22 protein-coding genes, 1 tRNA gene and 1 riboswitch are annotated in these 25,269 nt (G+C 72.0%); of the genes, 16 read left to right on the plus strand and 7 right to left on the minus strand.

What is annotated here, in order from left to right:
* Window positions 1-198 precede the first annotated feature (198 nt).
* The 7 genes from O7625_RS07815 (at window position 199) to pknB (ending at window position 9,309) form a co-directional block, all read left to right on the plus strand.
* Entirely contained in the window at window positions 199-993 is a 795-nt protein-coding gene (locus tag O7625_RS07815; RefSeq protein ID WP_067300765.1) for a DUF3662 and FHA domain-containing protein, read from the plus strand.
* Between the two features lie 6 nt (window positions 994-999).
* Window positions 1,000-1,488, plus strand: a complete 489-nt coding sequence (locus O7625_RS07820; protein ID WP_282345232.1) for an FHA domain-containing protein — start codon at window positions 1,000-1,002, stop codon at window positions 1,486-1,488.
* Window positions 1,485-2,954: a PP2C family serine/threonine-protein phosphatase gene (locus tag O7625_RS07825; protein WP_282345233.1), complete on the plus strand. Its 1,470-nt coding sequence runs from the start codon at window positions 1,485-1,487 to the stop codon at window positions 2,952-2,954. Before O7625_RS07820 ends, O7625_RS07825 begins: the two co-directional genes overlap by 4 nt.
* Before the next feature lie 140 nt (window positions 2,955-3,094).
* Window positions 3,095-4,474: an FtsW/RodA/SpoVE family cell cycle protein gene (locus O7625_RS07830; protein ID WP_282346843.1), complete on the plus strand. Its 1,380-nt coding sequence runs from the start codon at window positions 3,095-3,097 to the stop codon at window positions 4,472-4,474.
* Window positions 4,471-5,976 carry a penicillin-binding protein 2 gene (locus tag O7625_RS07835; RefSeq protein WP_282345234.1) on the plus strand — a complete coding sequence of 502 codons (1,506 nt, stop codon included), beginning with the start codon at window positions 4,471-4,473 and terminating at the stop codon, window positions 5,974-5,976. The genes O7625_RS07830 and O7625_RS07835 overlap by 4 nt, the downstream gene beginning before the upstream one ends.
* Before the next feature lies 1 nt (window position 5,977).
* A complete protein-coding gene (locus O7625_RS07840; RefSeq protein WP_282346844.1) occupies window positions 5,978-7,507 on the plus strand; it encodes a serine/threonine-protein kinase in 1,530 nt (509 codons plus the stop codon).
* Window positions 7,504-9,309: a Stk1 family PASTA domain-containing Ser/Thr kinase gene (gene pknB, locus O7625_RS07845; RefSeq protein ID WP_282345235.1), complete on the plus strand. Its 1,806-nt coding sequence runs from the start codon at window positions 7,504-7,506 to the stop codon at window positions 9,307-9,309. Before O7625_RS07840 ends, pknB begins: the two co-directional genes overlap by 4 nt.
* A 129-nt stretch (window positions 9,310-9,438) precedes the next feature.
* On the opposite strand, the gene O7625_RS07850 is transcribed toward pknB, so the two are convergent.
* From O7625_RS07850 to O7625_RS07865, 4 genes are read right to left on the minus strand one after another with little or no spacing between them, the layout of a single operon-like run.
* Window positions 9,439-10,089, minus strand: a complete 651-nt coding sequence (locus O7625_RS07850) for an aminodeoxychorismate/anthranilate synthase component II (RefSeq protein ID WP_282345236.1) — start codon at window positions 10,087-10,089, stop codon at window positions 9,439-9,441.
* Between the two features lie 4 nt (window positions 10,090-10,093).
* Window positions 10,094-10,372, minus strand: coding sequence for a hypothetical protein (locus O7625_RS07855; RefSeq protein ID WP_089004104.1), 279 nt, complete (start codon window positions 10,370-10,372; stop codon window positions 10,094-10,096).
* Window positions 10,373-10,377: 5 nt separating this feature from the next.
* A complete protein-coding gene (locus O7625_RS07860; protein ID WP_282345237.1) occupies window positions 10,378-11,694 on the minus strand; it encodes a class E sortase in 1,317 nt (438 codons plus the stop codon).
* Window positions 11,691-12,497, minus strand: coding sequence for a DUF881 domain-containing protein (locus tag O7625_RS07865; protein ID WP_067300735.1), 807 nt, complete (start codon window positions 12,495-12,497; stop codon window positions 11,691-11,693). Before O7625_RS07865 ends, O7625_RS07860 begins: the two co-directional genes overlap by 4 nt.
* Before the next feature lie 227 nt (window positions 12,498-12,724).
* Here O7625_RS07865 and O7625_RS07870 point away from each other — a divergent pair, with 227 nt between their 5' ends.
* Together O7625_RS07870 and O7625_RS07875 are read left to right on the plus strand one after the other, a co-directional pair.
* Entirely contained in the window at window positions 12,725-12,988 is a 264-nt protein-coding gene (locus tag O7625_RS07870; RefSeq protein ID WP_067300732.1) for a cell division protein CrgA, read from the plus strand.
* 291 nt (window positions 12,989-13,279) lie between these two features.
* A complete protein-coding gene (locus O7625_RS07875; RefSeq protein WP_282345238.1) occupies window positions 13,280-15,499 on the plus strand; it encodes a (Fe-S)-binding protein in 2,220 nt (739 codons plus the stop codon).
* Between the two features lie 132 nt (window positions 15,500-15,631).
* On the opposite strand, the gene O7625_RS07880 is transcribed toward O7625_RS07875, so the two are convergent.
* Window positions 15,632-16,312, minus strand: coding sequence for a GPP34 family phosphoprotein (locus O7625_RS07880; RefSeq protein ID WP_282345239.1), 681 nt, complete (start codon window positions 16,310-16,312; stop codon window positions 15,632-15,634).
* Window positions 16,313-16,424: 112 nt separating this feature from the next.
* On the opposite strand from O7625_RS07880, the gene O7625_RS07885 reads away from it, so the two are divergent.
* From O7625_RS07885 to O7625_RS07900, 4 genes are all read left to right on the plus strand, one after another.
* On the plus strand, window positions 16,425-17,765 hold the full coding sequence (locus tag O7625_RS07885) for a hemolysin family protein (RefSeq protein WP_282345240.1): 1,341 nt from the start codon (window positions 16,425-16,427) through the stop codon (window positions 17,763-17,765).
* Complete coding sequence (locus tag O7625_RS07890) at window positions 17,758-18,762, plus strand: hemolysin family protein (protein WP_282345241.1); 1,005 nt, start codon at window positions 17,758-17,760, stop codon at window positions 18,760-18,762. The genes O7625_RS07885 and O7625_RS07890 overlap by 8 nt, the downstream gene beginning before the upstream one ends.
* 177 nt (window positions 18,763-18,939) lie before the next feature.
* Window positions 18,940-19,938: a C40 family peptidase gene (locus tag O7625_RS07895; protein WP_282346845.1), complete on the plus strand. Its 999-nt coding sequence runs from the start codon at window positions 18,940-18,942 to the stop codon at window positions 19,936-19,938.
* A gap of 155 nt (window positions 19,939-20,093) precedes the next feature.
* Window positions 20,094-20,230: riboswitch (cyclic di-AMP (ydaO/yuaA leader) on the plus strand.
* 12 nt (window positions 20,231-20,242) lie between these two features.
* Window positions 20,243-21,283, plus strand: a complete 1,041-nt coding sequence (locus O7625_RS07900) for a C40 family peptidase (protein WP_282345242.1) — start codon at window positions 20,243-20,245, stop codon at window positions 21,281-21,283.
* A 200-nt stretch (window positions 21,284-21,483) separates the two neighbouring features.
* On the opposite strand, the gene dcd is transcribed toward O7625_RS07900, so the two are convergent.
* Window positions 21,484-22,062, minus strand: a complete 579-nt coding sequence (gene dcd, locus O7625_RS07905) for a dCTP deaminase (protein WP_067300985.1) — start codon at window positions 22,060-22,062, stop codon at window positions 21,484-21,486.
* A 180-nt stretch (window positions 22,063-22,242) separates the two neighbouring features.
* Between dcd and O7625_RS07910 the strand changes: the two genes are divergently transcribed.
* The gene (locus tag O7625_RS07910; protein ID WP_282345243.1) at window positions 22,243-22,797 is read left to right on the plus strand and encodes a pyridoxamine 5'-phosphate oxidase family protein; all 555 of its coding nucleotides are present in this window, start codon (window positions 22,243-22,245) and stop codon (window positions 22,795-22,797) included.
* A 71-nt stretch (window positions 22,798-22,868) separates the two neighbouring features.
* Here the strand turns inward: O7625_RS07910 and O7625_RS07915 are convergent, their stop codons facing one another.
* On the minus strand, window positions 22,869-23,909 hold the full coding sequence (locus tag O7625_RS07915; RefSeq protein WP_282345244.1) for a zinc metalloprotease: 1,041 nt from the start codon (window positions 23,907-23,909) through the stop codon (window positions 22,869-22,871).
* 234 nt (window positions 23,910-24,143) lie between these two features.
* Here O7625_RS07915 and O7625_RS07920 point away from each other — a divergent pair.
* Window positions 24,144-24,217: transfer RNA gene (locus O7625_RS07920), tRNA-Gly, on the plus strand.
* Between the two features lie 121 nt (window positions 24,218-24,338).
* Entirely contained in the window at window positions 24,339-25,226 is an 888-nt protein-coding gene (locus O7625_RS07925) for an LLM class flavin-dependent oxidoreductase (RefSeq protein ID WP_282345245.1), read from the plus strand.
* Window positions 25,227-25,269: the final 43 nt, after the last annotated feature.

The raw sequence follows: 25,269 nt of genomic DNA on the forward strand, positions 1-25,269 counted from the left end.
GGCGCCCCGTCGTCTCCGACGTGACCCGAACATCCTACCGGTGTCCTGCGGTCTCGCCCCGACCGGCTACCGTTCTCCCGAGCGGTCACCCTTCGTGGCGGTCGAAAGAGTAGCACGGTTGCAAGAGCTGTTCCGAACGGGCCGCCGCGCGGTGGCCGAGCGGCGCGCGAGCTGCACGCGCGCCGTCCAGATACCATCATGTCCTCGGGACCCGAGGAGGAGCCGGTGAGCGTGCTGCAACGCTTCGAGAAGCGTCTGGAAGGCCTGGTCGAGGGGGCCTTCGCCAAGGTCTTCAAAGGGGTGGTCCACCCCGTGGAGATCCTCAACGCCATGCAGCGGGAGGCCGAGGCGCACAAGGCCATCCTCGCTGGTGGCCGCACCCTGGTGCCGAACCGCTACGTGATCGATCTCTCCCCGTACGACCACAGCCGGTTGGCGCCGTACGCCGCCGCACTGGCCCAGGAGCTGGCCCAGTCGCAGGCGGAGTTCATCGGCGAGCAGGCGTGGACGGTCTACGGCGACGTGATCGTCGAGGTCGAGCGGGGCGAGGGGCTGGACACCGGAATGTTCCGGGTCACCGCCGAGGTCTACACCGGCGGCGAGGTCGCCCCGGTGTCCTCGCCCGGCGGCTACGACCCCGGCCCGCCCGGCTATCCGTCGTACGACCAGGGTGGTGGCTACGGCCCGCCGCCGGGGCACGGTGGCGGCGCCCGCAACGTCCGGCTGGTCTCCGGCGACGGCCGCACCTACCCGTTGCAGATGGGCTCGACGGTGATCGGCCGGGGCGACCAGGCCAACCTGCGGCTGCCGGACGTCGGGATCTCCCGGCGACACGCCCGGCTGGACTTCGACGGCGGCCAGGTCGTGCTGACCGACCTCGGGTCCACCAACGGCACCATGGTCAACGGCCAGCGGGTCTCGGCCGTCGCCCTCAACCCGGGCGACATGATCCAGCTCGGCACCACGACGCTGACCTTCCGCGTGGACGGCTGACCCGCCTTGCCGGAACTCGTCATCACCGTCGCCCGGTTCGGGTTCCTGATCCTGCTGTGGATCTTCGTGTTCACGGTGGTCGGTGTCATCCGACGGGATCTCTTCGCCGGTGCCCGGTCGGGCCGGCTGGTGGCCGCGCCCCGCGCGGTCGGGGCCTCGACCCAACAGCAGACGGCGAAGCCGGCGAAGGCGAAGCGGGGACGGGCGGCCCACCAGTTGGTGGTCACCGCCGGCCAGCTCGCCGGCACCCGGATCACCCTCGGCGAAGCGCAGATCACCATCGGGCGGGCCGAGGACTCCACCCTGGTCATCACCGACGACTACGCCTCCGCGCGGCACGCCCGGCTGGTGCCCCGGGACGGACAGTGGTTCGTCGAGGACCTCGGCTCGACTAACGGCACGTACCTCGATCGCGCTAAGGTCACCGGACCGACCCCCGTCCCCCTCGGCGTGCCGATCCGTATCGGCCGCACCTCTCTCGAATTACGGCCATGACTCTGACCCTGCGCTATGCGGCCCACAGCGACCGCGGTCTGATCCGAGACGGAAACCAGGACTCCGTCTACGCCGGGCCGCGGCTCCTCGCCGTCGCCGACGGCATGGGCGGCATGGCCGCCGGTGACGTCGCCAGCAACATCGTCATCGGTGCCATGGCGCCGCTCGACGAGGACGTCCCGGGGGACGCACTCGTCGACGCGCTGCGATCGGCCGTGGGCACCGCCAACCAGCAGCTCCGCGACACCGTGGACGCCAACCCGCAGCTGGAGGGGATGGGCACCACGCTCACCGCGACCCTCTTCTCGGGCAGCAAGCTCGGCATGGTCCACATCGGCGACTCCCGGGCCTACCTGCTGCGCAACGGCGAGTTCGCGCAGATCACCAAGGACGACACCTACGTCCAGATGCTCGTCGACGAGGGGCGGATCAGCGCGGAGGAGGCGAGCAGCCACCCCCAGCGCTCGCTGCTCACCCGCGCCCTCGACGGCCGGGACATCGACCCGGAGTACAGCGTCCGGCAGGTGCTGCCCGGGGACCGCTACCTGATCTGCAGTGACGGCCTCTCCGGTGTGGTCAGCGCGGAGACCATCGGCGACAGCCTGCGGGAGTACACCGACCCGCAGCAGTGTGTCGAGCGGCTGGTGCAGCTCGCCCTGCGCGGCGGCGGCCCGGACAACATCACCGTCATCATCGCGGACGCCACCGACCAGGACATCGTCGAGGCGAGCCCGATCGTCGGCGGGGCCGCGGCCCGGGACCGGGGGATGGCCACCGCGGCCGACGACTCCACCCCGGCGGCCCGCGCGTCGGCGCTCTCCGCACCGCGCCCCCCCGCTCCGGAGGACCCGGCGGCCCACCGCGACGACGACCCGGACCGCCCCCGCCGGCCGCTGCGCACCGCGGCGATGCTGGCGGCGTTGCTGGTCATCCTCGGCGGCGGGCTCTTCGCCGGGTGGAGCTACACCCAGCGGCAGTACTACGTCGGGGCGACCGACAACGGGCAGCTCGCGGTCTTCCGGGGAGTGCCCGGCCAGGTGGTCGGCCTCGACCTGTCCAGCGTTCACTCGATCAGCCAGGCCAAGCTCGACGACCTCACCCCGGCCGCCCAGGAGCAGGTCAAGCAGGGCATCCAGGCCAAGAACCGGACGGATGCCCAGCGCCGGTTGGCCGAGCTGACCAGCGAGGACCCGACCAACCCGAACCTGAAGCCGGTCTGCCCGCCGGTCCCGTCGCTCGTCACCGGCTCCCCGGTGCCGTCGACGCCCACGCCGGCACCCAGCCCCGGCACGCCCACTCCCGGGACGCTCAGCCCTGGCACGCCCAGCCCCGGCGTGTCCAGCCCCGGCCCGACCGGCGTTCCGGGTGCCACCGGTACCCCCACGCTGCCCACCACACCCGACGCCTCGGTCTCCGACGCGGTTCCGCCGGCCGGAGACCCGGCGGGCTGCCGGTCGCCCGAGTGACCGTCGGCTGAGATCCGAGGGACACCTCCTTGACCGCAGCGGCCCACCCGGTAGTCTCGCCCGCCACGACGGGCGAGCGGCCCGGCGTACGCCTGGCGCGGTCCCGGCGTAACGCCGAACTGTCCCTGCTGTTGCTGGCGATGGCGCTGGTGGCCGCGTACGGGGCGATCGTCGAGGCGAACCTGCTCGACACCGTCACCCGCGACTTCTGGATGCCGGCCGCCGCGCTCGGGCTGGTCTTCCTGGGCATGCACCTGGTGATCCGCTGGCTCGCGCCGTTCGCCGATCCGGCGCTGCTGCCGGCGGTGGCCCTGCTCAACGGCGTCGGGGTGGGCTTCCTGCGTCGGCTCGACCTGGCCAAGGCCGCCCCCGCCGAGCGGGAGACGCTGGCCATCTTCGCCGGCACCGGTGGCCGCCAGCTGGCCTGGACGCTGGCCGCGGTGATCCTGGCCGCCGGGCTGCTGGTGCTGATGCGCGACCACCGGGCGGTCTCGCGGTACGCGTACACCCTGGGGTTGGCCGGCATCGTGCTGGTGATGATCCCGGCGGTGCTGCCCGGCCGGTTCTCCGAGATCAACGGCGCGAAGCTGTGGATCCGGGTCGGCGGGTTCAGCATCCAGCCCGGTGAGTTCGCCAAGCTGGCGCTGCTGGTCTTCTTCGCCTACTACCTGGTCCGCAAGCGTGAGGTGCTGTCGCTGGCCAGCCGCCGGGTCCTCGGCATCGACTTCCCGCGCGGCCGGGATCTCGGCCCGGTGCTCGGGGTCTGGTTGATCAGTCTGCTGGTCCTGGTCTTCGAGAAGGACCTCGGCACCTCGCTGCTCTACTTCGGCATGTTCGTGGTGACGCTCTACATCGCCACCGAACGGGTCAGCTGGCTGTTGATCGGTCTGGTGCTCTTCTTCGGCGGGGCCTACCTCGCCTACGTGCTGGGTGGCACGGTGGGTGGCCCGTTCGCCAACTTCTACACCCGCGCCGAGATCTGGCTCGACCCGTTCGCCGAGCCGTACGACCGGGGTTACCAGCTGGTGCAGGGGCTGCTCGGCCTGGGCAGCGGTGGCCTGTTCGGCTCCGGTCCGGGCGCCGGGGAGCCGCTGGAGATCCCCGAGGTGCAGAACGACTTCATCTTCGCCGGCATCGGCGAGGAGATCGGCCTGTTCGGGTTGACCGCGCTGCTGGTGGTCTACCTGCTCATCGTCGAGCGGGGCCTGCGGGCCGGGCTGGCGGTGCGGGACTCGTTCGGCAAGCTGGTCGCCGGTGGTCTCGCCTTCACCCTGGGGCTCCAGGTCTTCGTGATCGTCGGCGGGATCAGCAAGCTCATCCCGCTGACCGGTCAGACCACCCCGTTCCTGTCCGCCGGTGGCTCGTCGCTGATGGCGAACTGGCTGCTCATCGCGGTGCTGCTGCGGATCTCCGACGCCGCCCGGCGGCCGGTGGCCCAGGGCGGCGGCCCGGCTGGTCGGCCGGGTGGCGGCCCGCCGGAACAGCTGCACGGTGCTCCCACGGAGGTGATCCGCCCGTGAACGCGCCCCTGCGCCGCGTCGGCGTCGTCGTCATGGTCCTGTTCGGGCTGCTCTTCGCCAACCTGAACTGGATCCAGGCCTACAAGGCAGACGAATACCGCAACAGCGACTACAACGGCCGGGTACAGGTGGCCGAGTACGAGCGACGGCGGGGCAACATCGAAGCCGGCGGCACCGCCGTGGCCACCAGCAAGGAGACCGGCGGCAAGCTGAAGTTCCAGCGCAGCTACCCGGCGGGGACGAAGTACGCCCACGTGCTCGGCTACAAGCCGGTCAACCTGGGCGACACCGGCATCGAGCGGCTGGAGAACGACTTCCTCGCCGGCACCAGCGACGCCCTGCTCGGCAACCGGATCAAGGACATGTTCACCGGCGACGAGAGCGGCGGCGGCAACGTGCTGCTGAGCATCTCGAAGCGTGCCCAGGACACCGCCTACGAGCAGCTGCGCAACAACCGCAACGGGGCGGAGCGGGGCGCGGCGATCGCCATCGACCCGCGTACCGGTGCGGTGCAGGCGCTCGTCTCGATGCCCAGCTTCGACCCGAACCCGCTGGTCGACCATGACACCAACGCGGCCTCCGCGGCCTACAACAAGTACGAGCAGGACCCGGCCGGCCCGCTGAAGAACCGGGCGCTGTCGGAGACCCTGCCACCCGGCTCCACCTTCAAGATCGTGATTGCCGCCGCCGCGCTGGAGAACGGGGTCGGCAAGGACACCGAGATCCCGGCCGGGCCGAGCTGGACCCCGCCGACCTCGGGCACCGAGATCCGCAACGCGCACCCGTCGATCTGCCCGGAGGCGCAGGTCACCCTGATCGACGCGGTCACCGAGTCGTGCAACACCGGCTTCGCCCAGCTCGGCGTCCGGCTCGGCGCGGACACGGTGAAGGAGAAGGCCCGGCAGTTCGGCTTCGAGCAGGACGACCTCACCGTCGGGCAGCTCGGCGAGGGGGGCCTGCCGGTGGCGGCCAGCCGGACCGGCGACATGCAGAACCCGGACGGTGGCACCGACCCGGCCGCGCTGGCGCAGTCCTCGATCGGCCAGAACAACGTCCGGATGACCCCGCTCCAGGGCGCGCTGATCGCCGGGTCGGTCGCCAACAAGGGCCGGCAGATGCGCCCCTACCTGGTCAAGCAGCTCCTCGGACCGGACCGCACCACCAGCTACTACAACGCCCAGCCCCGGGAGCTGCGTCAGCCGGTCAGCGGTCAGGTCGCCGACGACCTGCGGGACATGATGGTCAGCGTGGTGAAGAACGGCACCGGCAGTTCGGCGGCCATCGACGGCTACACCGTCGGTGGCAAGACCGGCACCGCGCAGTCCGCCCCGGGTCGCCCCGACCACGGCTGGTTCATCGGCTTCGCGCTGGACAAGAACGGCAACGCCGTGTCGGCGGTCTGCGTGGTGCTGGAGCAGGCCGACAGCGGCGGCAGCGGCGAGGCGGCCCGGATCGGCGGCAAGATCATGCAGGCGGCCATCGCCGATGCGGGGGGCCGCTGACATGCTCAGCCCCGGCGTGCAGCTCGGCAACCGCTACCGTCTCGACGAGCGGATCGCCAGCGGCGGCATGGGCGACGTGTGGCGCGGCACCGACCAGGTGCTGGGCCGTACGGTGGCGGTCAAGAGCCTGCTCCCGGCGCTGCTCGACGAGCCCGGCTTCGCCGAGCGGTTCCGGGGCGAGGCCCGGACGATGGCCACCATCAACCACCCCGGCGTGGTGGACGTCTACGACTTCGGCAGCGACCAGGAGATCGCCTTCCTGGTGATGGAGTACGTCGAGGGCGACGCCCTGTCCGCGACGCTCAGCCGGGTCGGCCGGCTCACCCCGGCCCGGACGATGGCCCTGCTCGCCCAGGCCGCCGACGCGCTGCACGCCGCCCACGAGAAGGGCATCGTGCACCGGGACGTCAAGCCCGGCAACCTGCTCGTCCGGCCGAACGGCACGCTGGTGCTGACCGATTTCGGCATCGCCCGGTCCGAGCTGGTCGGTCAGCTCACCGCCGCCGGATCGGTGCTCGGCACCGCCTCGTACATCTCCCCCGAGCAGGCCACCGGCGCGGTCGCCACTCCCGCCTCCGACGTGTACGCGCTCGGTGTCGTGGCGTACCAGTGCCTGGCCGGTCGCCGGCCCTTCGAGGGTGACAATCCGCTCGAGATCGCGATGAAGCACGTCCGGGACACTCCCCGAGCCCTGCCCGGCGACATCCCGCCGCAGGTCAAGGCGATCGTGGAGCGGGCGATGGCCAAGGAGCCCGGCCACCGCTGGCCGAGCGCCGCCGCCCTGGCCGCCGTCGCCCGGCAGGCCAAGCAGGTGCTCTCCCAGCAGGCCCGCGCGGGCGGTGGACACCCCGGCCCGGTCTCCGGAGGGCCGGTGTCCGGCGGACCGGTCTCCGGAGCGCCGGCCTCGCCGGCCGGTCCGATGGCCCGCGCGCAGGTGCCGTCCGTGCCCCGGCAGCAGCCCGCCGCGCTGGCCCACCAGCAGCACCGCCCCCCGGTCGGCGGGCAGGCCCGGCCGCCGGTCGGCGGACCGACCCGACCGCCGGTCAGCGGGCAGGCCCGACCGCCGATGGGTGGACAGGTCCGGCCGCCGGTCGGTGGGCAGCCCAGGCCGCCGGTCCAGGCCCGGCACCCGCAGCCGCCGGTGGTCCAGCGTCCGCCCATTCCGACCACCCCGAGCTACCAGCAGCCCCGGGGCGCCGCGTCCGTCCCTCCGGCGCCGGTCCGGTCCGACCGGCCGATGGGGTACGCCCGGCATCCGCTGCCGCCACCCGCCCCGGAACGTGAATCCCGGACCGGCATGGTGACCCTGGCCGTCCTGCTGGCCATCCTGGTGCTGGTCTGTTCCGGGGTGCTCTCCTACGCGACGCGGAACAACCTGCTGAGTGGTGATCCGAGCGCGCCGCGTACGACGTCCGGCGCGCTGAGTGCCCACGAACGCGACGTTCCGGCCGGAACACCGTACCGTCGGGTGGTACGGCCCGGACCGGGTGCCGGCGAGACGACGACGAGCGAAGGACGACGAACGCGATGACAGCCCAGGCCCGCCTGCTCGGTGGCAGGTACCAGGTCGGCGAGCTGCTCGGTTACGGCGGCATGGCCGAGGTGCACCGCGGTCGGGATCTCCGGCTCGGTCGGGACGTCGCGATCAAGATGCTCCGTACCGACCTGGCCAGGGACGCCACCTTCCAGATGCGGTTCCGCCGGGAGGCGCAGAACGCGGCCTCGCTGAACCACCCGGCGATCGTCGCCGTCTACGACACCGGTGAGGAGACCGCGCCGACCGGCGAGACCCTGCCGTTCATCGTGATGGAGTTCGTGAACGGGCGGACCCTCAAGGAGGTCCTCGGCGTCGAAGGGCGGCTCCAGCCGCGCCGGGCGCTGGAGATCTGCGCCGACATGTGCGCGGCCCTGGAGTTCAGCCACCGGCACGGGATCATCCACCGGGACATCAAGCCCGGCAACGTCATGCTGACCCAGACCGGCCAGGTCAAGGTCATGGACTTCGGCATCGCCCGCGCGCTGGCCAGCGGCGCCACCACGATGACCCAGACCAGCGCGGTGATCGGTACCGCCCAGTACCTGTCCCCGGAGCAGGCGCGCGGCGAGGCCGTCGACGCCCGCTCCGACGTGTACGCCGCCGGTTGCGTGCTGTTCGAGCTGGTCTGCGGCCATCCGCCGTTCGTCGGCGACAGCCCGGTCAGCGTGGCGTACCAGCACGTGCGGGAGGCCCCGCCGACGCCCAGCGACATCAACCCGGACGTCACGCCGGCGATCGACGCGATCGTGCTGAAGGCGCTGTCCAAGAACCCGCTCAACCGCTACCAGAGCGCCGGTGAGATGCGGGCCGACCTGCTCCGCGCCGCCGCCGGTCGGCCGGTGATGGCCACCCCGGTGATGAGCCAGGACGAGACCACCCCGATGGCGGCGGCCGCGGCCGGCTACCCGACGCAGGTGATGGGTCAGCAGACCCGGCAGATCCCGGCGAGGGTCGGCGACCCGCAGCGGCGGAAGAGTTCCGCCTGGGTGATCGCGGCGTTCGCGGCGGTCGGTGTGCTGGCGGTGATAGCGCTGGTGGCGGCCCTGCTGATGAACGGTGACGAGCCCCGGACGAGCCCGGTGCCCAACCTCGCCGGCAAGACCCAGGCGGTCGCGTTCACCGAGATCCAGAACGCCGGGCTGGTGCCGGCGACCGGTGACCCGGTCTTCGACAGCACCTGCAAGAAGGGGACCGTCGCCAGGCAGGACCCGCCGGCGGGCACCTCGCTGCAGGAGAACCGTCAGGTGACGGTGAACATCTGCGGTGGCCCGCAGGAGGTCTCCATCCCGGCCGGGCTGGTCGGCTCGCAGTTCGACAACGTCAAGCCGCAGCTGGACCGGCTCAAGCTCGTCGTCGAACGCAAGGACATCAACAGCGACCAGCCTGCCGGTCAGGTCACCAAGGTGACGCCCGACTCCGGTAGCAAGGTCGCCGAGGGCACCAAGGTGACCGTGGAGGTCTCCCGGGGCAACATTCGGGAGGTCCCCCGGGTCACCGGTCTCACCGAGGACGAGGCCCGCAAGGAGCTGCAGGCGGCCGGCTACGAGGTCAGGGTGCGTGAGGGCGACGAGGTGCCGGCGGACCAGGCCGGCCGGGTGAGCGCACAGAACCCCAAGGCGGGCAGCAACCTGGCCAAGGGGCAGACGGTGACCATCGAGGTCTCCGTCCCCGAGCCCACCGAGGAGCCGCCCCCGCCGACCCCGACCACGCCGGTACCGACGACGACGCCACCCGGCGACGGTGGGGGTGGCGGGTTCCCGCTGCCCACGCCGCCGTTCCGGACCGAGGGCGAGTGACCCGTACCCGGAGGTGACGCCCCGGCCCACCGGGGCCGGGGCCGATCGGCACCCGCCCGGGCCGGGCCGTTCCCAGGGTGACCCGCGGGTAGACCCGGCGTCCGGGCCGGTGACGGCGGGGCGGACGGGTCAGCCGTTGGCGAAGGCGGCGAGCCGGCGGGCATCGACCTCGGCGGCCAGCCCGGGGGCGCGTTCCAGGGCCTCCGGATGGCCGCAGGCGGCCACCCAGTTCGCCAGCATCAGGTGGCCGCCCTCGGTGAGCACCGACTCCGGGTGGAACTGCACCCCCTCGATCGGCAGGGTCCGGTGCCGCATCGCCATCACCACGCCCGACTCCGTCCAGCCGGTGACCTCCAGCTCCTCGGGGAGCGTCTCGGGGAGCACCGCCAGCGAGTGGTAGCGGGTGGCGGTGAACGGGTCGGGGAGGCCGGCCAGCACCCCGACCGAGTGGTGCCGTACCTCGGACGTCTTGCCGTGCAGCAACTCCGGTGCCCGGGTGACGGTTGCGCCGAACGCCTCACCGATCGCCTGGTGGCCGAGGCAGACGCCGAAGATCGGCAGCTCACCGCCGTACCGGTGGATGATGTCGAGGCAGTTGCCGGCACGGTCCGGGCTGCCCGGCCCCGGCGAGAGCAGGATGCCCGCCGCGCCGACCCGGCCGACCTCGGCGACGTCGATCTCGTCGTTGCGCCGGACCTCGCAGTCCACCCCGAGCTGGCCCAGGTACTGCACGAGGTTGAAGACGAAGGAGTCGTAGTTGTCGATCACGAGGACACGCATGGGCTCACCGGCTTGGAGAGGGGGCGGGCGGGGTGTTGTTCCGGTCGGTGTCGTACGGCAGCTCGTGCCCGTCACCGGCCGGCGCGTCGGGGTCGGTGGTGGAGTCGCCACCCGGGTTGCCGGAATCCTGGGTGACCTGCACGTCGTCGAAGGGCAGCAGCGGCTCGGCCCAGGGGAAGACCACGTACCAGAGCAGCGCCACCGTCGCGGTGGCGAGCAGCACCGACCCGATCAGCTTGCCGGGCAGCCCGAAGGGCAACTTGCGCCAGATCCAGGAGTACATCGTCGTCAGCCCCGCAGTTCCGCCGGTGGACCCGCGGACTTGGGCTGCGCGTGGTCCAGCTCGGCGTGGACGATCAGGCGCTGGTAGTTGTCGAACTTCGGGTTGCAGGTGGTCAGGGTGAGCAGCTTCCGGGTCGCCTTCGCGTTCGGCTCGCCGGGCACCGGCGCGACCACCTCCACCTGGTCGGGCCGGACGATCCGGGACTGGTAGACCTTGTAGACGTACCAGTCCTGCTTGCCCTCCAGGATGATCGCGTCACCCACCTCCAGCTCGTCCAGCCGCCAGAAGGTGGCCCGGTTGCGGTGCCCGGCGACGGAGAAGTTGCCCACCTCGCCGGGGAGGGCGCTCTTCGGGTAGTGGCCGGGGGCGTACCGGATGTCCTGCTGGGTGACGCCCTCGACGACGACCCAGTTCTTGTCGAGGCTGGGGATGTAGAGCCCGGCGATCGGTTTGCCCTCGGCCGGGGCGACCGGCTTGGCACTCGGGCTGACCGTCGGGTCGCCGGTCGGCCCCCAGGCCTGGGCCAGCTGCTCGTTGAGCTTGCTCTGGTGGGCGTCGACCAGGGCGGACTTGCCCCAGATCTCGTACCCGGCGAAGAGGAGCACGACCAGGCCGAAGGTGATCAGCACCTCGCCGCTGACCCGGACGCCGGTGCGCAGCCGGGAGCCGAAGGTGGGCCGGGTCAGCTCCGAGTAGACGCTCCTGTAGCCCTCGCCGGTCTGCTCGGGGCGGAGCTGGACCACCCGTTCGCCGCGCCGGGGCGGTGGTGGGGGCTCGGTGGGGCCAGCGGAGCGGGCGTCCTCGGGGACGGGTGGCACCGCGCCCATCAGGGCGGTGGAGTCCAGTGCCGGGCCGGTCGGCCGGGCCGGCACCACCGGCAGCAGGGCGGTGGCCGCCGGGTCCACGGTCGCCGGGTGTGGGCCGCCAGCCGTGCCGGACGGGCGCGGCGTTCCGTCCGGCGCGGCGGCCCGGAGCTGTCCCGTCTCGACGGGCGGCACCGGACGCGGGGCGGCACCGGGGAGACCGGGACCGTGTTGGGCTCCGGCCGCCGGTGCGGGTCGGCCCGGCCAGGCGGGCGGTGGCTGACGGGTCGGCAGCGCCGGGGCGGGCCACGGACCGGTCGGCCCCGGACGGGCGGGACCGGTCGGTGCGGGACCGGCCGACGCGGGATCGCTGCGGGTGGGGCCGGTGCGGGCGGGGTCGACCGATGCGGGGCCGGTGCGGGCGGGGGACGACTCCGCGGACCGGTCGACCCGGGGCAGGAAGGCGGTCGGGCCGTCGTTCCGGTCGCCGTCGCGCGGCCCCCCACCCTGGTAGGTCATCGAGGCACCGTCGCCGATCGCAGCGCGGTCGAGTCCTCGAACGCCGGCACGGACACCGTGCCGACGTGCTCGGAGTAGCCGAGCTGGTAGTGGTCGACCGCCTGCTTGAACAACCCGACTCCCTGAGAGCCGGCGAGGGCCTGCTGGAGGGCAGCGGGATCGCCGATTGCTACGATCTTGAATGGTGGCGAGTACACCCGGCCGTGCAGCAGCAGGGTGTTACCGACGCAGCGTACCGCGCTGGTGGACAGCACGCGGACGTTCATGATGGACATGGCCTCCGCGCCGCCGGCCCAGAGCGCGTTGACCACCGCCTGCACGTCACCCTGGTGGACGACCAGGTCGTCGTTGGTGGCGCCCTTGGGCATGGTGCCGTCGCCACGCCGCGGCGCGTCGTTCAGCTCGACGGTCAGCCCGGAGCCGGTGAGGGCGGTGAAGCCGGCCGCCTGCTGGAGCCCCCGGGCGCGGTCGCGCTGCTCCTTGATCGGCACGTCGGTGTCGGCCAGCGCCGCGGTGTCGCTCTCCACGTCGGCGCGGAGCCGGGCGGCCCGCAGCTCGCTGGCGGCCACCTGCTCCCGGCGGTCCTCGATGAGCTGGGTGAGCTGGGGCCGACGGTCCTCCCGCAGGGCGGTACCGCCCGCCGTGGTCGCCGTGGTGGTGAAGAGCAGGCCGGCCGCGGCGGCGATCAGCGGCACGCCGATCGACCAGCCCGGTCGGCGCTGCCTCGGCCGACGTGGCAGGAAGGCGACGACCGCCCGGCGCATGGCCTTCTGCCAGGACGCCGCCCCGGATGTGTACTCCACCGAGCGTTCCTCTCCCGTCGTATGGTGACGCCCGTCACAGGCGGGCGCGGTCGCCGACGTCGCGTCGACCCGCCCGATCCGGTCACCGCGTGCACCGGATCGACCCCATTCATGGCCTGGAGCGGCCTTCCGGACTACGCTAGCTGTCGAACATTATTGGCCATGGACCGTCGCCCCCGCGCCCGGTTGTCAGGCCGGACGAGGTCGTCACCCCTCTGGAGAGCGTCGTGCCCAAGTCTCAGGTCCGTAAGAAGAAGGTGTACACCCCGCCGACGGACGTTCGTCCGACGACGACAGCGGCGACGCGCAAGCCTAGCCCGGTGTGGCTGCCGGCGATCGCCGTCGCGCTGATCGTCGGTGGTATCGGCTGGCTGGTGGTCTACTACCTCTCCGCCCAGGAGTACCCGGTCGCCTCGTGGGGCTACTGGAACCTCGCGGTCGGGTTCGGCGCGATGGTCGGCTCGCTGGTCCTGCTCTCCCGCTGGCGTTGAGCGCGGCGCTCCGGCGCCGTCCGCGACACGACCCGGGCCTCGACGTACGGCCCCAGCCCGACGCTGCGACGTCGGGGGACCTATGGTGTCCGCAGGGCGGCGTGGCCTGGTGCGAGAAGACTCACGTTACTGTTGGGTAACTTTCGGGTAGGCTGCGCGGCATGACCGAGCGGAGCGAGGTCATCGACCGGCCCGGTCACAGGTGCGGCAGCGGCGTCCCGCCGGTCCCGTCCTGCGCCGGCCCCTGATCGCCGAGCCGCTCGACAGCCAGCAGACCGGGAGGCCGACTCGATGGGCAGCGTCCAGATCGTCACCACGATCCTCGCCGCCGCCATCACCGCCGTGGCGGTGTGGCTCGCGGTGCGCGCGGTGCGGAAGATGGTGGCCGTCATCCGGCTGGGCCAGCCCGCGCCGGAGCGGTTCGCCGACAAGGGCGCGCGGGCCAGGACCATGCTGGTGGAGACGGCCGGCCACACCCGGATGCTCCGGTGGGGCGTGGTGGGTGCCGCGCACTGGTTCGTGATGGTCGGCTTCATCGTGCTGTCGCTGCTCGTGCTGGAGGCGTACTTCGAGGTCGTCTCGCCGACCGGTGGGCTGCCGCTGATCGGCGGTCTCGCCGTGTACGGCCTGGTCACCGAGGTGATCGCGGTGCTCGGCGTGGTCGGCATTCTGGTGCTGATCGCGATCCGGGTCCGTAACCGGCCGAGCCGTCCGGGCGGGCGCTCCCGGTTCACCGGCTCCACCATGTGGCAGGGCTACTTCGTCGAGGCGGTCGTCCTCGCGGTGCTGGTCATGGGTTTCGTGATCCGGGGCTTCAAGGTCGCCACCGACCACTTCGAGTATCCGCTCTGGGCCACCCCGGTCAGCCACGCCGTCGGCGCGCTGCTGCCCGCCTGGCCGGCGGGCGTGAGCATCGCCGCCCTCGTCAAGATCGTCATCTCGATGACCTGGCTGATCGTCATCGCGCTGAACGTGACCATGGGCGTCGCCTGGCACCGCTTCCTCGCGTTCTTCAACATCTTCTTCAAGCGTGAGCCGACCCGGCCGGCCGGCTCCGGGCTCGGCGCGCTGCGGCCGATGACGAGCCAGGGCAAGCCGCTCGACTTCGAGGAGGCCGACCCGGAGAAAGACCAGTTCGGTGTCGCGCAGGTCGAGCAGTTCTCCTGGAAGGGCCTGCTCGACTTCAGCACCTGCACCGAGTGCGGGCGCTGCCAGTCGCAGTGCCCGGCCTGGAACACCGGCAAGCCGCTGTCGCCGAAGCTGCTGGTGCTCAGCCTCCGCGACCACGCGTACGCCAAGGCGCCGTACCTGCTGGCCGGGGGCGGCAAGGACCTCACCGGCGAGGAGAAGGCGACCCAGGCGCAGCTCGCCCACCTCGACGTGCTCACCCTCGCCGAGGCCGAGAAGCCGCTGATCGGCGACGCCGAGGCCGGCGGCGTCATCGACCCGGACGTGCTGTGGTCCTGCACCACCTGCGGAGCCTGCGTCGAGCAGTGCCCGGTGGACATCGAGCACGTCGACCACATCGTCGACATGCGCCGCTACCAGGTGCTGATCGAGTCGAGCTTCCCGTCCGAGGCCGGGGTGATGCTGCGCAACCTGGAGAACAAGGGCAACCCGTGGGGCGCTCCGCAGAACACCCGCGAGGACTGGACCAAGGGGCTGGACTTCGAGGTGCCCCGGGTGGGCGCGGTCGACGACTTCGAGTACCTGTTCTGGGTCGGCTGCGCGGGCGCGTTCGAGGACCGGGCCAAGAAGACCACCCGGGCGGTCGCCACCCTGCTGCACGAGGCGGGCGTCTCCTTCGCCATCCTCGGCGAGGGCGAGACCTGCTCCGGCGACCCGGCCCGCCGGATGGGCAACGAGTTCGTCTTCCAGATGCTCGCCCAGCAGAACGTCGAGACCCTCAACGAGGCGTTCGAGGGCCGGGAGAAGGCCAGCCGGAAGATCGTGGCGACCTGCCCGCACTGCTTCAACACCCTGGGCAACGAGTACGGCCAGCTCGGCGGCGACTTCGAGGTGGTCCACCACACCCAGCTCCTGGCCCACCTGGTCAGCACCGGTCGGCTCACCCCGGTGCAGCCGGTCGACGGTGGGGTCACCTATCACGACCCCTGCTACCTGGGCCGGCACAACCGGGTCTTCGCCCCGCCGCGGGAGGTGCTCGGCAGCGCCGTCGCCGGCGGCAGCGGCGGCACCGGCAGCGGGATCGTCGAGATGCCGCGCAACAGCGAGCGCTCCTTCTGCTGCGGTGCCGGCGGCGCCCGGATGTGGATGGAGGAGAAGATCGGCAAGCGGATCAACGTGGACCGGGTCGAGGAGGCCATGTCCACCGGGGCGCGCACGGTCGCCGTCGGCTGCCCGTTCTGCTCGACGATGCTCAACGACGGGGTGAACGGCAAGGGGGCCGGCGAGCAGGTCGAGGTGGTCGACGTGGCCAGCGTGCTGCTCCGCTCGGTCCGGCCGGATGCCGCACCCGGCGAGAAGGAGACCGCGCCGACCGCCGGCTGAGGTCGTACCGCCGGACCCGGCGGACGCACGGCGGCGGCACCGGACCGGTGCCGCCGCCGTGGTCGTCAGAAGCCCGTGGTCGTCAAAGGCCGTGGTCGTGAGAAGGCCGTGGTCCTCAGGAGGTCGTTCTCGTCAGGAGGACGTGGCGCCGATGATCGCGGCGGAGGTCGCCACGGTGGTGGCCGTCATGATCGCGGCCTGGGTCTCCTCGATCGCCTTCTTCGTCGCCGCGGACGCCCAGTCCCCGGCGGCGATCTCCGTGGTGCGGGCCTTGAGCCGCTCCTTCGGCAGCTCCCGGAAGAGCTTGCGGTCCAGCCCGACCGCGCGGGTCAGACCGAGCAACGCGGCCGTCCGGGCCTCCACCGGGCCGTCGGCGAGCAGCGCGTCGACCATCCGCTGCCGGGCCGCCGTCTCCGCCACCGGCTCCGCGCCGGTCGGTGACGGATAGCGGGTACGCGGGAAGACCAGCAGCACCCGGTCGGACTCCCGGCGCAGCACCCCCGTGTCGACCAGGCCCGCCAGCACCCGGTCGGGCAGCCCCTTGGCCAGCCGGCTGATCCAGTCCTTCGGCCGGCGACGCCTGCCGTCGGCGGCCACCTCGGCGAGAGCGGCGTCGAGCACCTGATGGCCGGTCGGCGTGGGGTCGGTCACCACCAGCCGGTCGTCGACCACCTCGACCCGACCGGCGAGGGTCAGCTCCAGCAGCACCGCCCCGGACAGCCCGTAGTCGAGGTGCGGCCGGCCGAGCCGGTTCACCCCCTCGTCGTCGTAGGCGAGCAGGACCAGTTCGTCGGCGAGGGTGAGCGGTGCCATGACGTCCACGCTAACCCCGGGACGCCAACCCCGCAGGTGGGCGGAGCCGCCGACGGCTACGGTGACGGTGAGCCACGTCCCGGTGACCGCGGGGCGCGGTCGTGGAACAATCATGCCCATCGACGGTCTGGTGCTCGGCACGCTGTTGCCCCTGGTCGGCTTCGTGCTGCTGACCGCCGGCAACGCGTTCTTCGTCGCGGCCGAGTTCGCCCTGGTCACCGTGGACCGCGCGGAGATCGACCGGCGGGCCGAGGCCGGTGACGCCACGGCCGCCACGGTCCGCCGGGCGCTGCGCGAACTCTCCTTCCAGCTCTCCGGCGCGCAGCTCGGCATCACCCTCACCGCGCTGCTCACCGGCTATCTCGCCGAGCCCGCCCTGTCCCGGCTGTTCGACCCGCTGCTGGCCCCGCTGGGCGGCGCGGACCGGTTCGGCCCGCTGCTCGCCCTGGCGCTGGCCACCCTGCTCTCGATGCTCTTCGGTGAACTGGTGCCGAAGAACCTGGCGCTGGCCCGACCGATGCCGGCGGCGCTGGCCACCGCCGGGCCGATGCGGGCCTTCTCCCGGGCCTTCGGCTGGCTGATCAGGGGGCTGAACGGCTCGGCGAACCGGCTGGTCCGCCAGCTCGGGGTGGAGCCGCAGGAGGAGCTGGCCAGCGCCCGGTCGCCGGAGGAGCTGGGCCTGCTCGCCGCCATCTCGGCCCGCGCCGGTGCGCTGCCGCCGGACACCGCCATGCTGCTGCGCCGCACCATCCGCTTCGGCGACAAGCGGGCCGCCGAGGCGATGACACCCAGGGTGGACGTGATCGCGCTGCGGGCCACCGCCACCGTCGCCGAGCTGCTGGACCTGTCCCGCCGGACCGGCCGGACCCGGTTCCCGGTCTACGAGGAGACCCTCGACCTGGTGACCGGTGTCGCGGCCGTGCCCGACGCGCTCGGTGTGCCGCTGACCGCGCGGGCCTCCACCACCGTCGCCTCGGTGGCCCGCGAGCCGGTGTACGTCCCGGAGAGCCTGGACCTCGACGGCGTGCTGGCGGCGCTGAAGGCCGCCGGGGCCGACCTGGCCATCGTGGTCGACGAGTACGGCGGCACGGACGGGGTGGTGACCGTCGAGGACCTGGTCGAGGAGCTGGTCGGGGAGATCGCCGACGAGTTCGATCCGGCCACCGTGGACGACGCCCACGCCACCGGGCTGACCGTGCCGGGCGGGGAGCGGACCGTGCTGGTCGACGGGGTGCTGCGGGAGGACGAACTGTACGAGCAGACCGGCTTCCGGCTCCCCGAGGGGCCGTACGAGACGCTGGCGGGCTTCCTGATGGCCCGACTGGGGCACATCCCGCTGCCCGGCGAGACGACCCGGACGGACGGCTACGCGTTCACCGTGGTCGAGGTGGAGCGGCACCGGATCGAACAGGTCCGGGTGGTCCGCCCCGAGGAGTCGCACGTCGATGACTGAGCTGCTGGTCGCGGTGGTGCTGCTGCTCGGCAACGCGTTCTTCGTGGGCAGCGAGTTCGCGTTGATCGCGTCGCGTCGCACGGTGGTGGAGCCGTTGGCCGCGACCTCCCAGCGGGCCCGGTGGGCGCTGTCGGCGATGAACCAGATCCCGTTGATGATCGCCGGGGCGCAGCTCGGCATCACCGTCTGTTCGCTCGGGTTGGGCGCGATCGCCGAGCCGGCCCTGGCCCATCTGCTGGAACCGGTGTTCCACGCGGTGCCGTTGCCGGCGGGCGCGGTGCACCCGGTCTCCTTCCTGATCGCCCTGGCCGTGGTCGTGTTCCTGCACACCGTGGTCGGCGAGATGGTGCCGAAGAACATCACCCTGGCCGGGCCGGAGCCGTCGGCGCTCTGGCTGGGGCCGGCGATGCTGGCGTTCTGCCTGGCCACCAAGCCGCTGCTGCTGGCGATGAAGTGGGCGGCCCGGCAGGTGCTGCGGGTGTGGGCGGTGGAGGCCACCGACGCGGTGAAGACGGTCTTCACCGCCGAGGAGCTGGCCGGTCTGGTGGCCCAGGCCCGCACCGAGGGGCTGCTCGACGCCGAGGAGCACGCCCGGATCACCGGCGCGTTGGCGTTGCACGACCGGACGGCGGCGGACGCGCTGCAACCGTGGTCGACGGTGACCACGGTGGCCGAGGACGTCTCACCGGCCTCCTTGGAGGTGCTGGCGACCAGCACCGGCCGCTCCCGCTTTCCGGTGGTGCAGCGTTCCACCCGCCGGGTGCTGGGCTTCGTGCACGTCAAGGACGTCCTCGGGTACGCCGGGGCGTCCCGCCGGGCACCGGTGCCGGCCGAGGTCTACCGGCCGCTGGCGGTGGTACCGCCGGACCGTACGCTGGCCGATCTGCTGCTGGCGATGCGGCGCGAGCGGCGGCACATGGTGCTGGTGAGCGACGGCCGCCGTCCGCTCGGGGTGGTCACCCTCGACGATGTATTGACTGCGATCGTTGGAAATTGAGCGAACACCCTTTGTGTGCAAGCGATTGCGCTGATGTGATGGATGGCCCACCCGCCTTGATTCCGTACCGTGACTCCCCCTAATGTTGCACCGGCCGCTGTGGGATGTCTGTCTCCTTCTTCCCCTTAGCGAGACGCCCGGCGGTCGGTTGCAAAGGAGTCGACGCCGGTGGCAACCATGCCCCCCCAACGTCACGCCCAGGGCCAGCCGCCCGTCCGGCCAGCGGTCCTCAGCCGGGTCGCCCGCCGCCTGCTCACCGTGGTCGCGGCGGTCGCCGTCGGCGCCGGGATGCTCGCGGTGCCGGCGTCCGCCGCGCCGACGCCCGAGGAGATCGAGGCGGCCCTCGACAAGCAGTGGGAGCAGCTCGAACCGACCATCGAGAGCTACAACAAGGTCCGGGCCCAGCTCAAGGTCAACCGCAAGAAGTCGGCCGACCTGCAGAAGAAGATCGAGCCGCTGGCCCTGCAGAGCGAGCTGGCCCTCGGTCGGGTCGGTGACCTCGCCTCCCGCTACTACAAGTCCGGCCCCTCGCAGGAGCTGAGCGCGCTGCTCACCACCAGCAAGCCGGGCACCCTCGCCGCGCAGCTGACCATTCTGGACCGGCTCGCCGCCGAGCAGCGCAAGGAGGTCGAGGCGGTGCTCGTGGTGCGTCGTAAGTACGACGCCGAGAAGCAGAAGCTCGACACCCTGATCGCCGCCGAGGTGCAGCAGGAGAAGGACCTCGCGACCAAGAAGACCAAGATCAACGCCGAGATCAAGCGGCTGCAGGCGGCGATGCCGAAGACCACGGTGAAGGTGAACGGCTGCCCCACGATCAACGGTGTGGTCAGCTCCGCCGCCCGGACCGCGATCGCGACCGCCTGCGCCCAGGTCGGTGACCCGTACGTCTGGGGCGCCACCGGGCCGAACTCGTTCGACTGCTCCGGGCTCACCCAGTTCGCGTACAAGGCGGCCGGCATCTCGCTGACCCACTTCACCGGTGCCCAGTGGAACGAGGGCAAGGCCATCTCGCGCTCCGAGGCCCGCCCCGGTGACCTGGTCTTCTTCTTCAGCGACCTGCACCACGTCGGCCTCTACCTGGGCAACGACATGATGGTGCACGCGCCGCGGACCGGTAAGCCGGTCCAGGTGGCCAGCATCAACAACATGCCCGTGGCCGGCTTCCGCCGCCCCTGACCAGCACCTACGTCAACCCCCGGCCCGTCGGGCCGGGGGTTGCGCGTTTTCCGGTCACGGAGTGTGCCGGCCCGGCGGGTTGCGGATCGATAACGACCGTCTCTACTCTGGTCAATCGTCGGTCGGCACCAGGTCCGCCCCACCCGGGGTGGCGTCGCCCGACACCGCCGAGTCGCCTCCGGGCGAGCCGGGGACCCAGGTACGCCGGGGTGAATCCGCGACCACCGCGGTAGGGCGCTCCCTTCCCGCCCGAACCCGTCAGCTAACCCGGTAGGCGGTCGAGGAAGAAGGAGCCCGGAGCCCGGTGGCACACCATGCCCCGCGGCCACCCTCGCACCGGTCGACCCAGGTCGCCCGGGAGACGGTGCCGTCGCGCCCACGCTGGTCCCGCTACACCACCACCCTCACCGCCCTGACCGCCGCCCTGGTCGTCCTGACCGGTGGCGCCACGGCCGCCCACGCCGACCCCTCGGTCGCCGAGATCGAGCGGCAGATCGACCAGGACTGGAACAGGCTCGAACCGATCATCGAGCAGCACAACGCCACCCGCGCCGACCTCGCCGCCAAGCGCCGGCAGGCCGACGCGCTCGGCAAGCGGATCGCGCCGTTGCAGCGCCAGGTCGACCAGGCGATGAACCAGGTCAGCGGCCTCGCCGTCCAGGCGTACAAGGGCGAGAACATGTCCACCGTCAACGCCCTGCTGGGCAGCCACAGCCCGAGCCAGGTGGTCACCCAACTGGGCCTGCTGGACCGGTTCGCCAGCCGCCAGCAGCGCGAGGTGCGGGCCGTCGCCGAGCTGCGCGACGAACTCGCCGCGACCAAGGCGCCGCTGGACGAGATGGTCGCCCAGCTGGCCCGTACCGAGGCCCAGCTGGCGGCGAAGAAGAAGCAGATCAACACCGAGATCGACCGGTTGCAGAAGCTGCGGCTCAAGGTCTACGGCAACGGCGGCGGCGGCAAGCTGCGCCCGGCCCCGTGCCCGGCCGGCTACCCCGGCGGCCCGTCCGGCACCGCGGTCAAGTTCGCCTGCGCCCAGATCGGCAAGCTGTACGTGTGGGGCGCGGCCGGCCCGAACAACTACGACTGCTCCGGGCTGACCATGGCCGCCTGGGCGAAGGCCGGGGTGTCGCTGCCGCACAACGCCCGGCAGCAGCGCCAGGTCACCGACCGGGTGAGCCGGGCCGACCTGCGCCCCGGCGACCTGGTCTTCTACTACGCCGACCTGCACCACGTCGGGATGTACGTCGGGGACGGCTGGGTCGTGCACGCCTCCCAGGCCGGTAAGCCGATCACGATGAAGCGGGTCGACGACGGGCCGGTCAACAGCTACGGCCGTCCCGGCTGAGCCGCGCGTGCGGGCCTCCCGCCCGGGAGGCCCGCACACGGTGCGTCAGTTGCCGAGTGACCGTGCGCGCTCACGGCGGCCCCGGCGCCAGGGGGCGGGGTGACCGTGCGCCCGCCGTGGTCCCGGCCTCAGGAGGCGGGGTGACCGTGCGCTCGCGGTGGTCCCGGCCCCAGGGGGCGGCCCGGGCCGGACCGGAGTGGTCAGCGGGTGGGCCAGGTACGCCAGTTCTGCCAGGAGCGGCTCTGGGTCGGCCCGCGCTGGCCCTGGTAGCGCGACCCGTAGATCTCGGAGCCGTAGGGGTGCTCGGCCGGCGAGGAGAGCCGGAAGATGCAGAGCTGGCCGATCTTCATGCCCGGCCAGAGCGTGATCGGCAGGTTCGCCACGTTCGACAGCTCCAGCGTGACGTGGCCGGAGAAGCCCGGGTCGATGAAGCCGGCGGTCGAGTGGGTGAGCAGGCCCAACCGCCCCAGGCTCGACTTGCCCTCCAGCCGACCGGCGAGCTGGTCGCCGAGGGAGATCACCTCAAGCGTGGAGGCGAGCACGAACTCGCCCGGGTGCAGCACGAACGGCTCACCCGCCGGCACCTCGACCATGGAGGTCAGGTCGTCCTGCTGCACGGCCGGGTCGATGTGGGTGTAGAGGTGGTTGTTGAAGACCCGGAACAGCTTGTCGAGGCGTACGTCGATGCTGGAGGGCTGCACCAGACTCGGCTCGAACGGCTCCAGCGCCAGCGCGCCCGCCTTGATCTCGGAGACCAGGTCCCGGTCGGAGAGCAGCATCGGGACACCATAGCGAGCACCCCGGCGTCGGCCGGCGGCCGGGCCGCCGACGCCCACCCGGACGGGGTACCGACGCCCCTCGGTGCCGGCCGGCACCACGACGGGCGACCCGGCCAAAGAAAGGCCGTTCCACCTGCGTGTCGGACTGATTTTCGAACGCCTGTTCGATAGAGTGTGGACATGGCATCCTGGTCCGTTTTCGCCGCCGACGAGCCCCGACTCGCCGACGGGATCCGCCTTCTTCTCCAGCAGTACGGGCCGGGCTTCGGCTACCTGGCCACGGTCCGCGCCGACGGTGGTCCCCGGGTGCACCCGGTCTGCCCGGTGGTCACCGACGGCGGGCTGTTCTGCTTCGTCGTCGACTCGCCCAAGCGGCGTGACCTCGAACGCGACGGCCGCTACGCGCTCCACTCGTTCCCGTCGGAGGACAGCGACGACGAGGCCTACGTCGCCGGCCGGGCCGAGCCGGTGACCGATCCGGCCCGGGTCGAGCTGGTCGCCGCGATCGGCCGGGCCGCGCCGCAGGTCGACTGGCGGCTCTTCGAGTTCAGCGTGGACGTCGCGATGCTCACCCGCCGCGACCAGGGTGGCCCGCTGAGCCCCGACGGCGACCGACCCTCGGTGCAGGTCTGGCTCGATCCGGCGGCGGGCCGACCGGGCGTCTCCGGGCTGCCCGACCAGCGGCCGTCCCGGCGTGGACGGCACGGCTTCGACACCCGGCGTACCGCTGCCTGATCCCGCACACGACGGTGCCGGCCCCGTCCGGGAAGGACGGAGCCGGCACCGTCAGGTCTGCCGGTTACCGGTCAGGCGGCTGCCCGGTAGACGGTCCAGGCGTTCACCATCCGGCTGGCCTGCCCGGCGGTGAACTGGTACATGCACGAGTCGTAGGTGTAGTCCATGAAGTTGGTGATCGGGTCCTTGCCGGCCGCGGTGCAGGTGTCCCGGCCGGTCGGGCACTGGTAGGCCGGCTCGCGCTCGGCCGGGGTGTCGGAGACGCCGTCGCCCGAGCCCGAGCAACCACCCTGGAAGGTGTGGTAGAGGTTCAGCCAGTGGCCGACCTCGTGGGTGCCGGTGTCACCCAGGTTGTAGTTGGTGGCGGTGCCGCCGCTCGGCAGCGACTCGCCGAGCACGACGACGCCGTCCATCACGTCCAGGGTGCGCTTCGGGAAGGTCGCCCAGCCGAGCAGGTCGTCGCTCAGCTCGCCCAGGTACATGTTGAGGGTGTTCTTGCCGCCGGTGCGCAGCGAGGTCTTCATCGACCGCTCGGCCGAGGACCCCTGCACGATCGGGTACCAGGAGGCGTTGGTGACCCGGTTGATCTTCTGGAGCTGGAAGGTGAAGCCGGTGGCCGCACCCCCGGTCGCGCCGCTGTACGCCTGGTTCAGCACGCTGATCTGCGAGTTGATCATCGAGTCGGGGATGTTCCCCCCGGCCCGGGTGCTGTCCCGCTGGATCACGTGCACGACCACCGGGATGGAGATCGGGGCCAACGCGACCGTCTGGCCCTCGGTGGAGCCGGTCCGGAGGCTGGACTTCGACCGCAGAGTGCTGTTGCGCAGGGCAGCGGCGAAATCCGCCTCCCGCTCCTGCACCTGCTTGGCGGTCAGCTCGTTCGGGTCGTGCCGCTTGTGGGCGGCCTTCGCGGCACCGCCACGGACCCGCGCGTCGGAGTGGACGTCCGCGTGCGCGTCGGTCGGCTCGGCGCAGGAGGTGCTGTCGGGGGCTGCGGAGTACGCGGAAGCCGCAGGCACGACGCCCACCGCGGCGGTGCTCAGCAGCAGCGCGAAGGTCGTCGATGCGACGCCGGCGGCACGCCGGGTCAGCAGGTTGGGACGCAGTCCCATGGGCCCACCTCTTTCTGGCGGTACGACAGGGGGTATGTCGCACCGAGGTCGTGAACGTGGGGGTGACGTTACAACTGATCGACACGTTTGAGAACGTCACCAAGCGGCTTCTGTGAAACATCTGACCGTTTCATTTGTGCAGGTGGTGGCGGCTCGGTAACGGTCCGTCGCCGACGGCGCGCGGGGGTGCCAGGGTGCGCGGGTCCGGTCACGTCAGGTACAGTGGTGCCGCTCGCGGGTGTAGTTCAATGGCAGAACATCAGCTTCCCAAGCTGACAGTGCGGGTTCGATTCCCGTCACCCGCTCCACGCACGGAAGCCCTGGTCAGGACAGACGTCCCGCCAGGGCTTCCGTGGTTCCAGGTGGCGTCCGACCATGAATGGTGGACCACTGTGGTAAGGAAGGTGCCGCCGCTGGCGACGTACTCTGGTGATCATGCGGATTGGCATCGTGATCCTCCCCGACCAGCGCTGGGCGGAGTCGCGTCGGCGCTGGCAGCAGGTCGACGAGTGGGGCTTCGATCACGCCTGGACGTACGACCATCTGGGCTGGCGGGATCTGGTCGACGGCCCGTGGTTCGACTCGATGGCGACACTGACCGCCGCGGCCACGGTGACCGAGCGGATCCGGCTCGGCACCCTGGTCGCCTCGCCCAACTTCCGGCATCCGGCGGCCTTCGCCCGGCAGGTCACCACCCTCGACGACGTTTCCGGCGGGCGGCTGCTGCTGGGCCTCGGCGCGGGTGGCATCGGCTTCGACTCGGCGGTGCTGGGCGGGGAGACCCTGCCGCCCCGGCCGCGGGTGGACCGGTTCGGCGAGTTCACCGAGCTGCTCGACCTGATCCTGCGGGAGGACGGCACCACCTGGCGGGGTGCCTGGTTCGCCGCCGTGGACGCCCGCAACAATCCCGGCTGCGTGCAGCGGCCCCGGGTGCCGTTCGTGGTGGCCGCCAACGGACCCCGGTCGATGCGGCTGGTCGCCCGGTTCGGTCAGGGCTGGGTCACCACCGGCACCGGTGAGGAGGAGCTGACGGCCTGGTGGGACGGGGTGGCGACGCTCTGCGCCCGGATGGACCGCACCCTCGACGAGGCCGGCCGTGACCCGGCCACCCTGCCCCGCTACCTCTCCCTGGACTCGGCGCCGGTCTTCTCGCTGCGCAGCGCGGACTTCTTCGCCGAGCAGGTGGCGCGGGCGGCGGCGCTCGGTTTCACCGACGTGATCACCCACTGGCCCCGGGCCAGCAGCTGGTACGCCGGGGACGAGGCGGTGCTGGTGGACGTCGCCACCCGGTTGCTGCCGGAGCTGCGTACGCCGTAAGGATCGGGGCTGCACTGATCCGGCCGGAGCCGGGTGGACCCTG

It is taken from the genome of Micromonospora sp. WMMD714 (assembly GCF_029581315.1).
GTDB lineage: Bacteria > Actinomycetota > Actinomycetes > Mycobacteriales > Micromonosporaceae > Micromonospora > Micromonospora rifamycinica.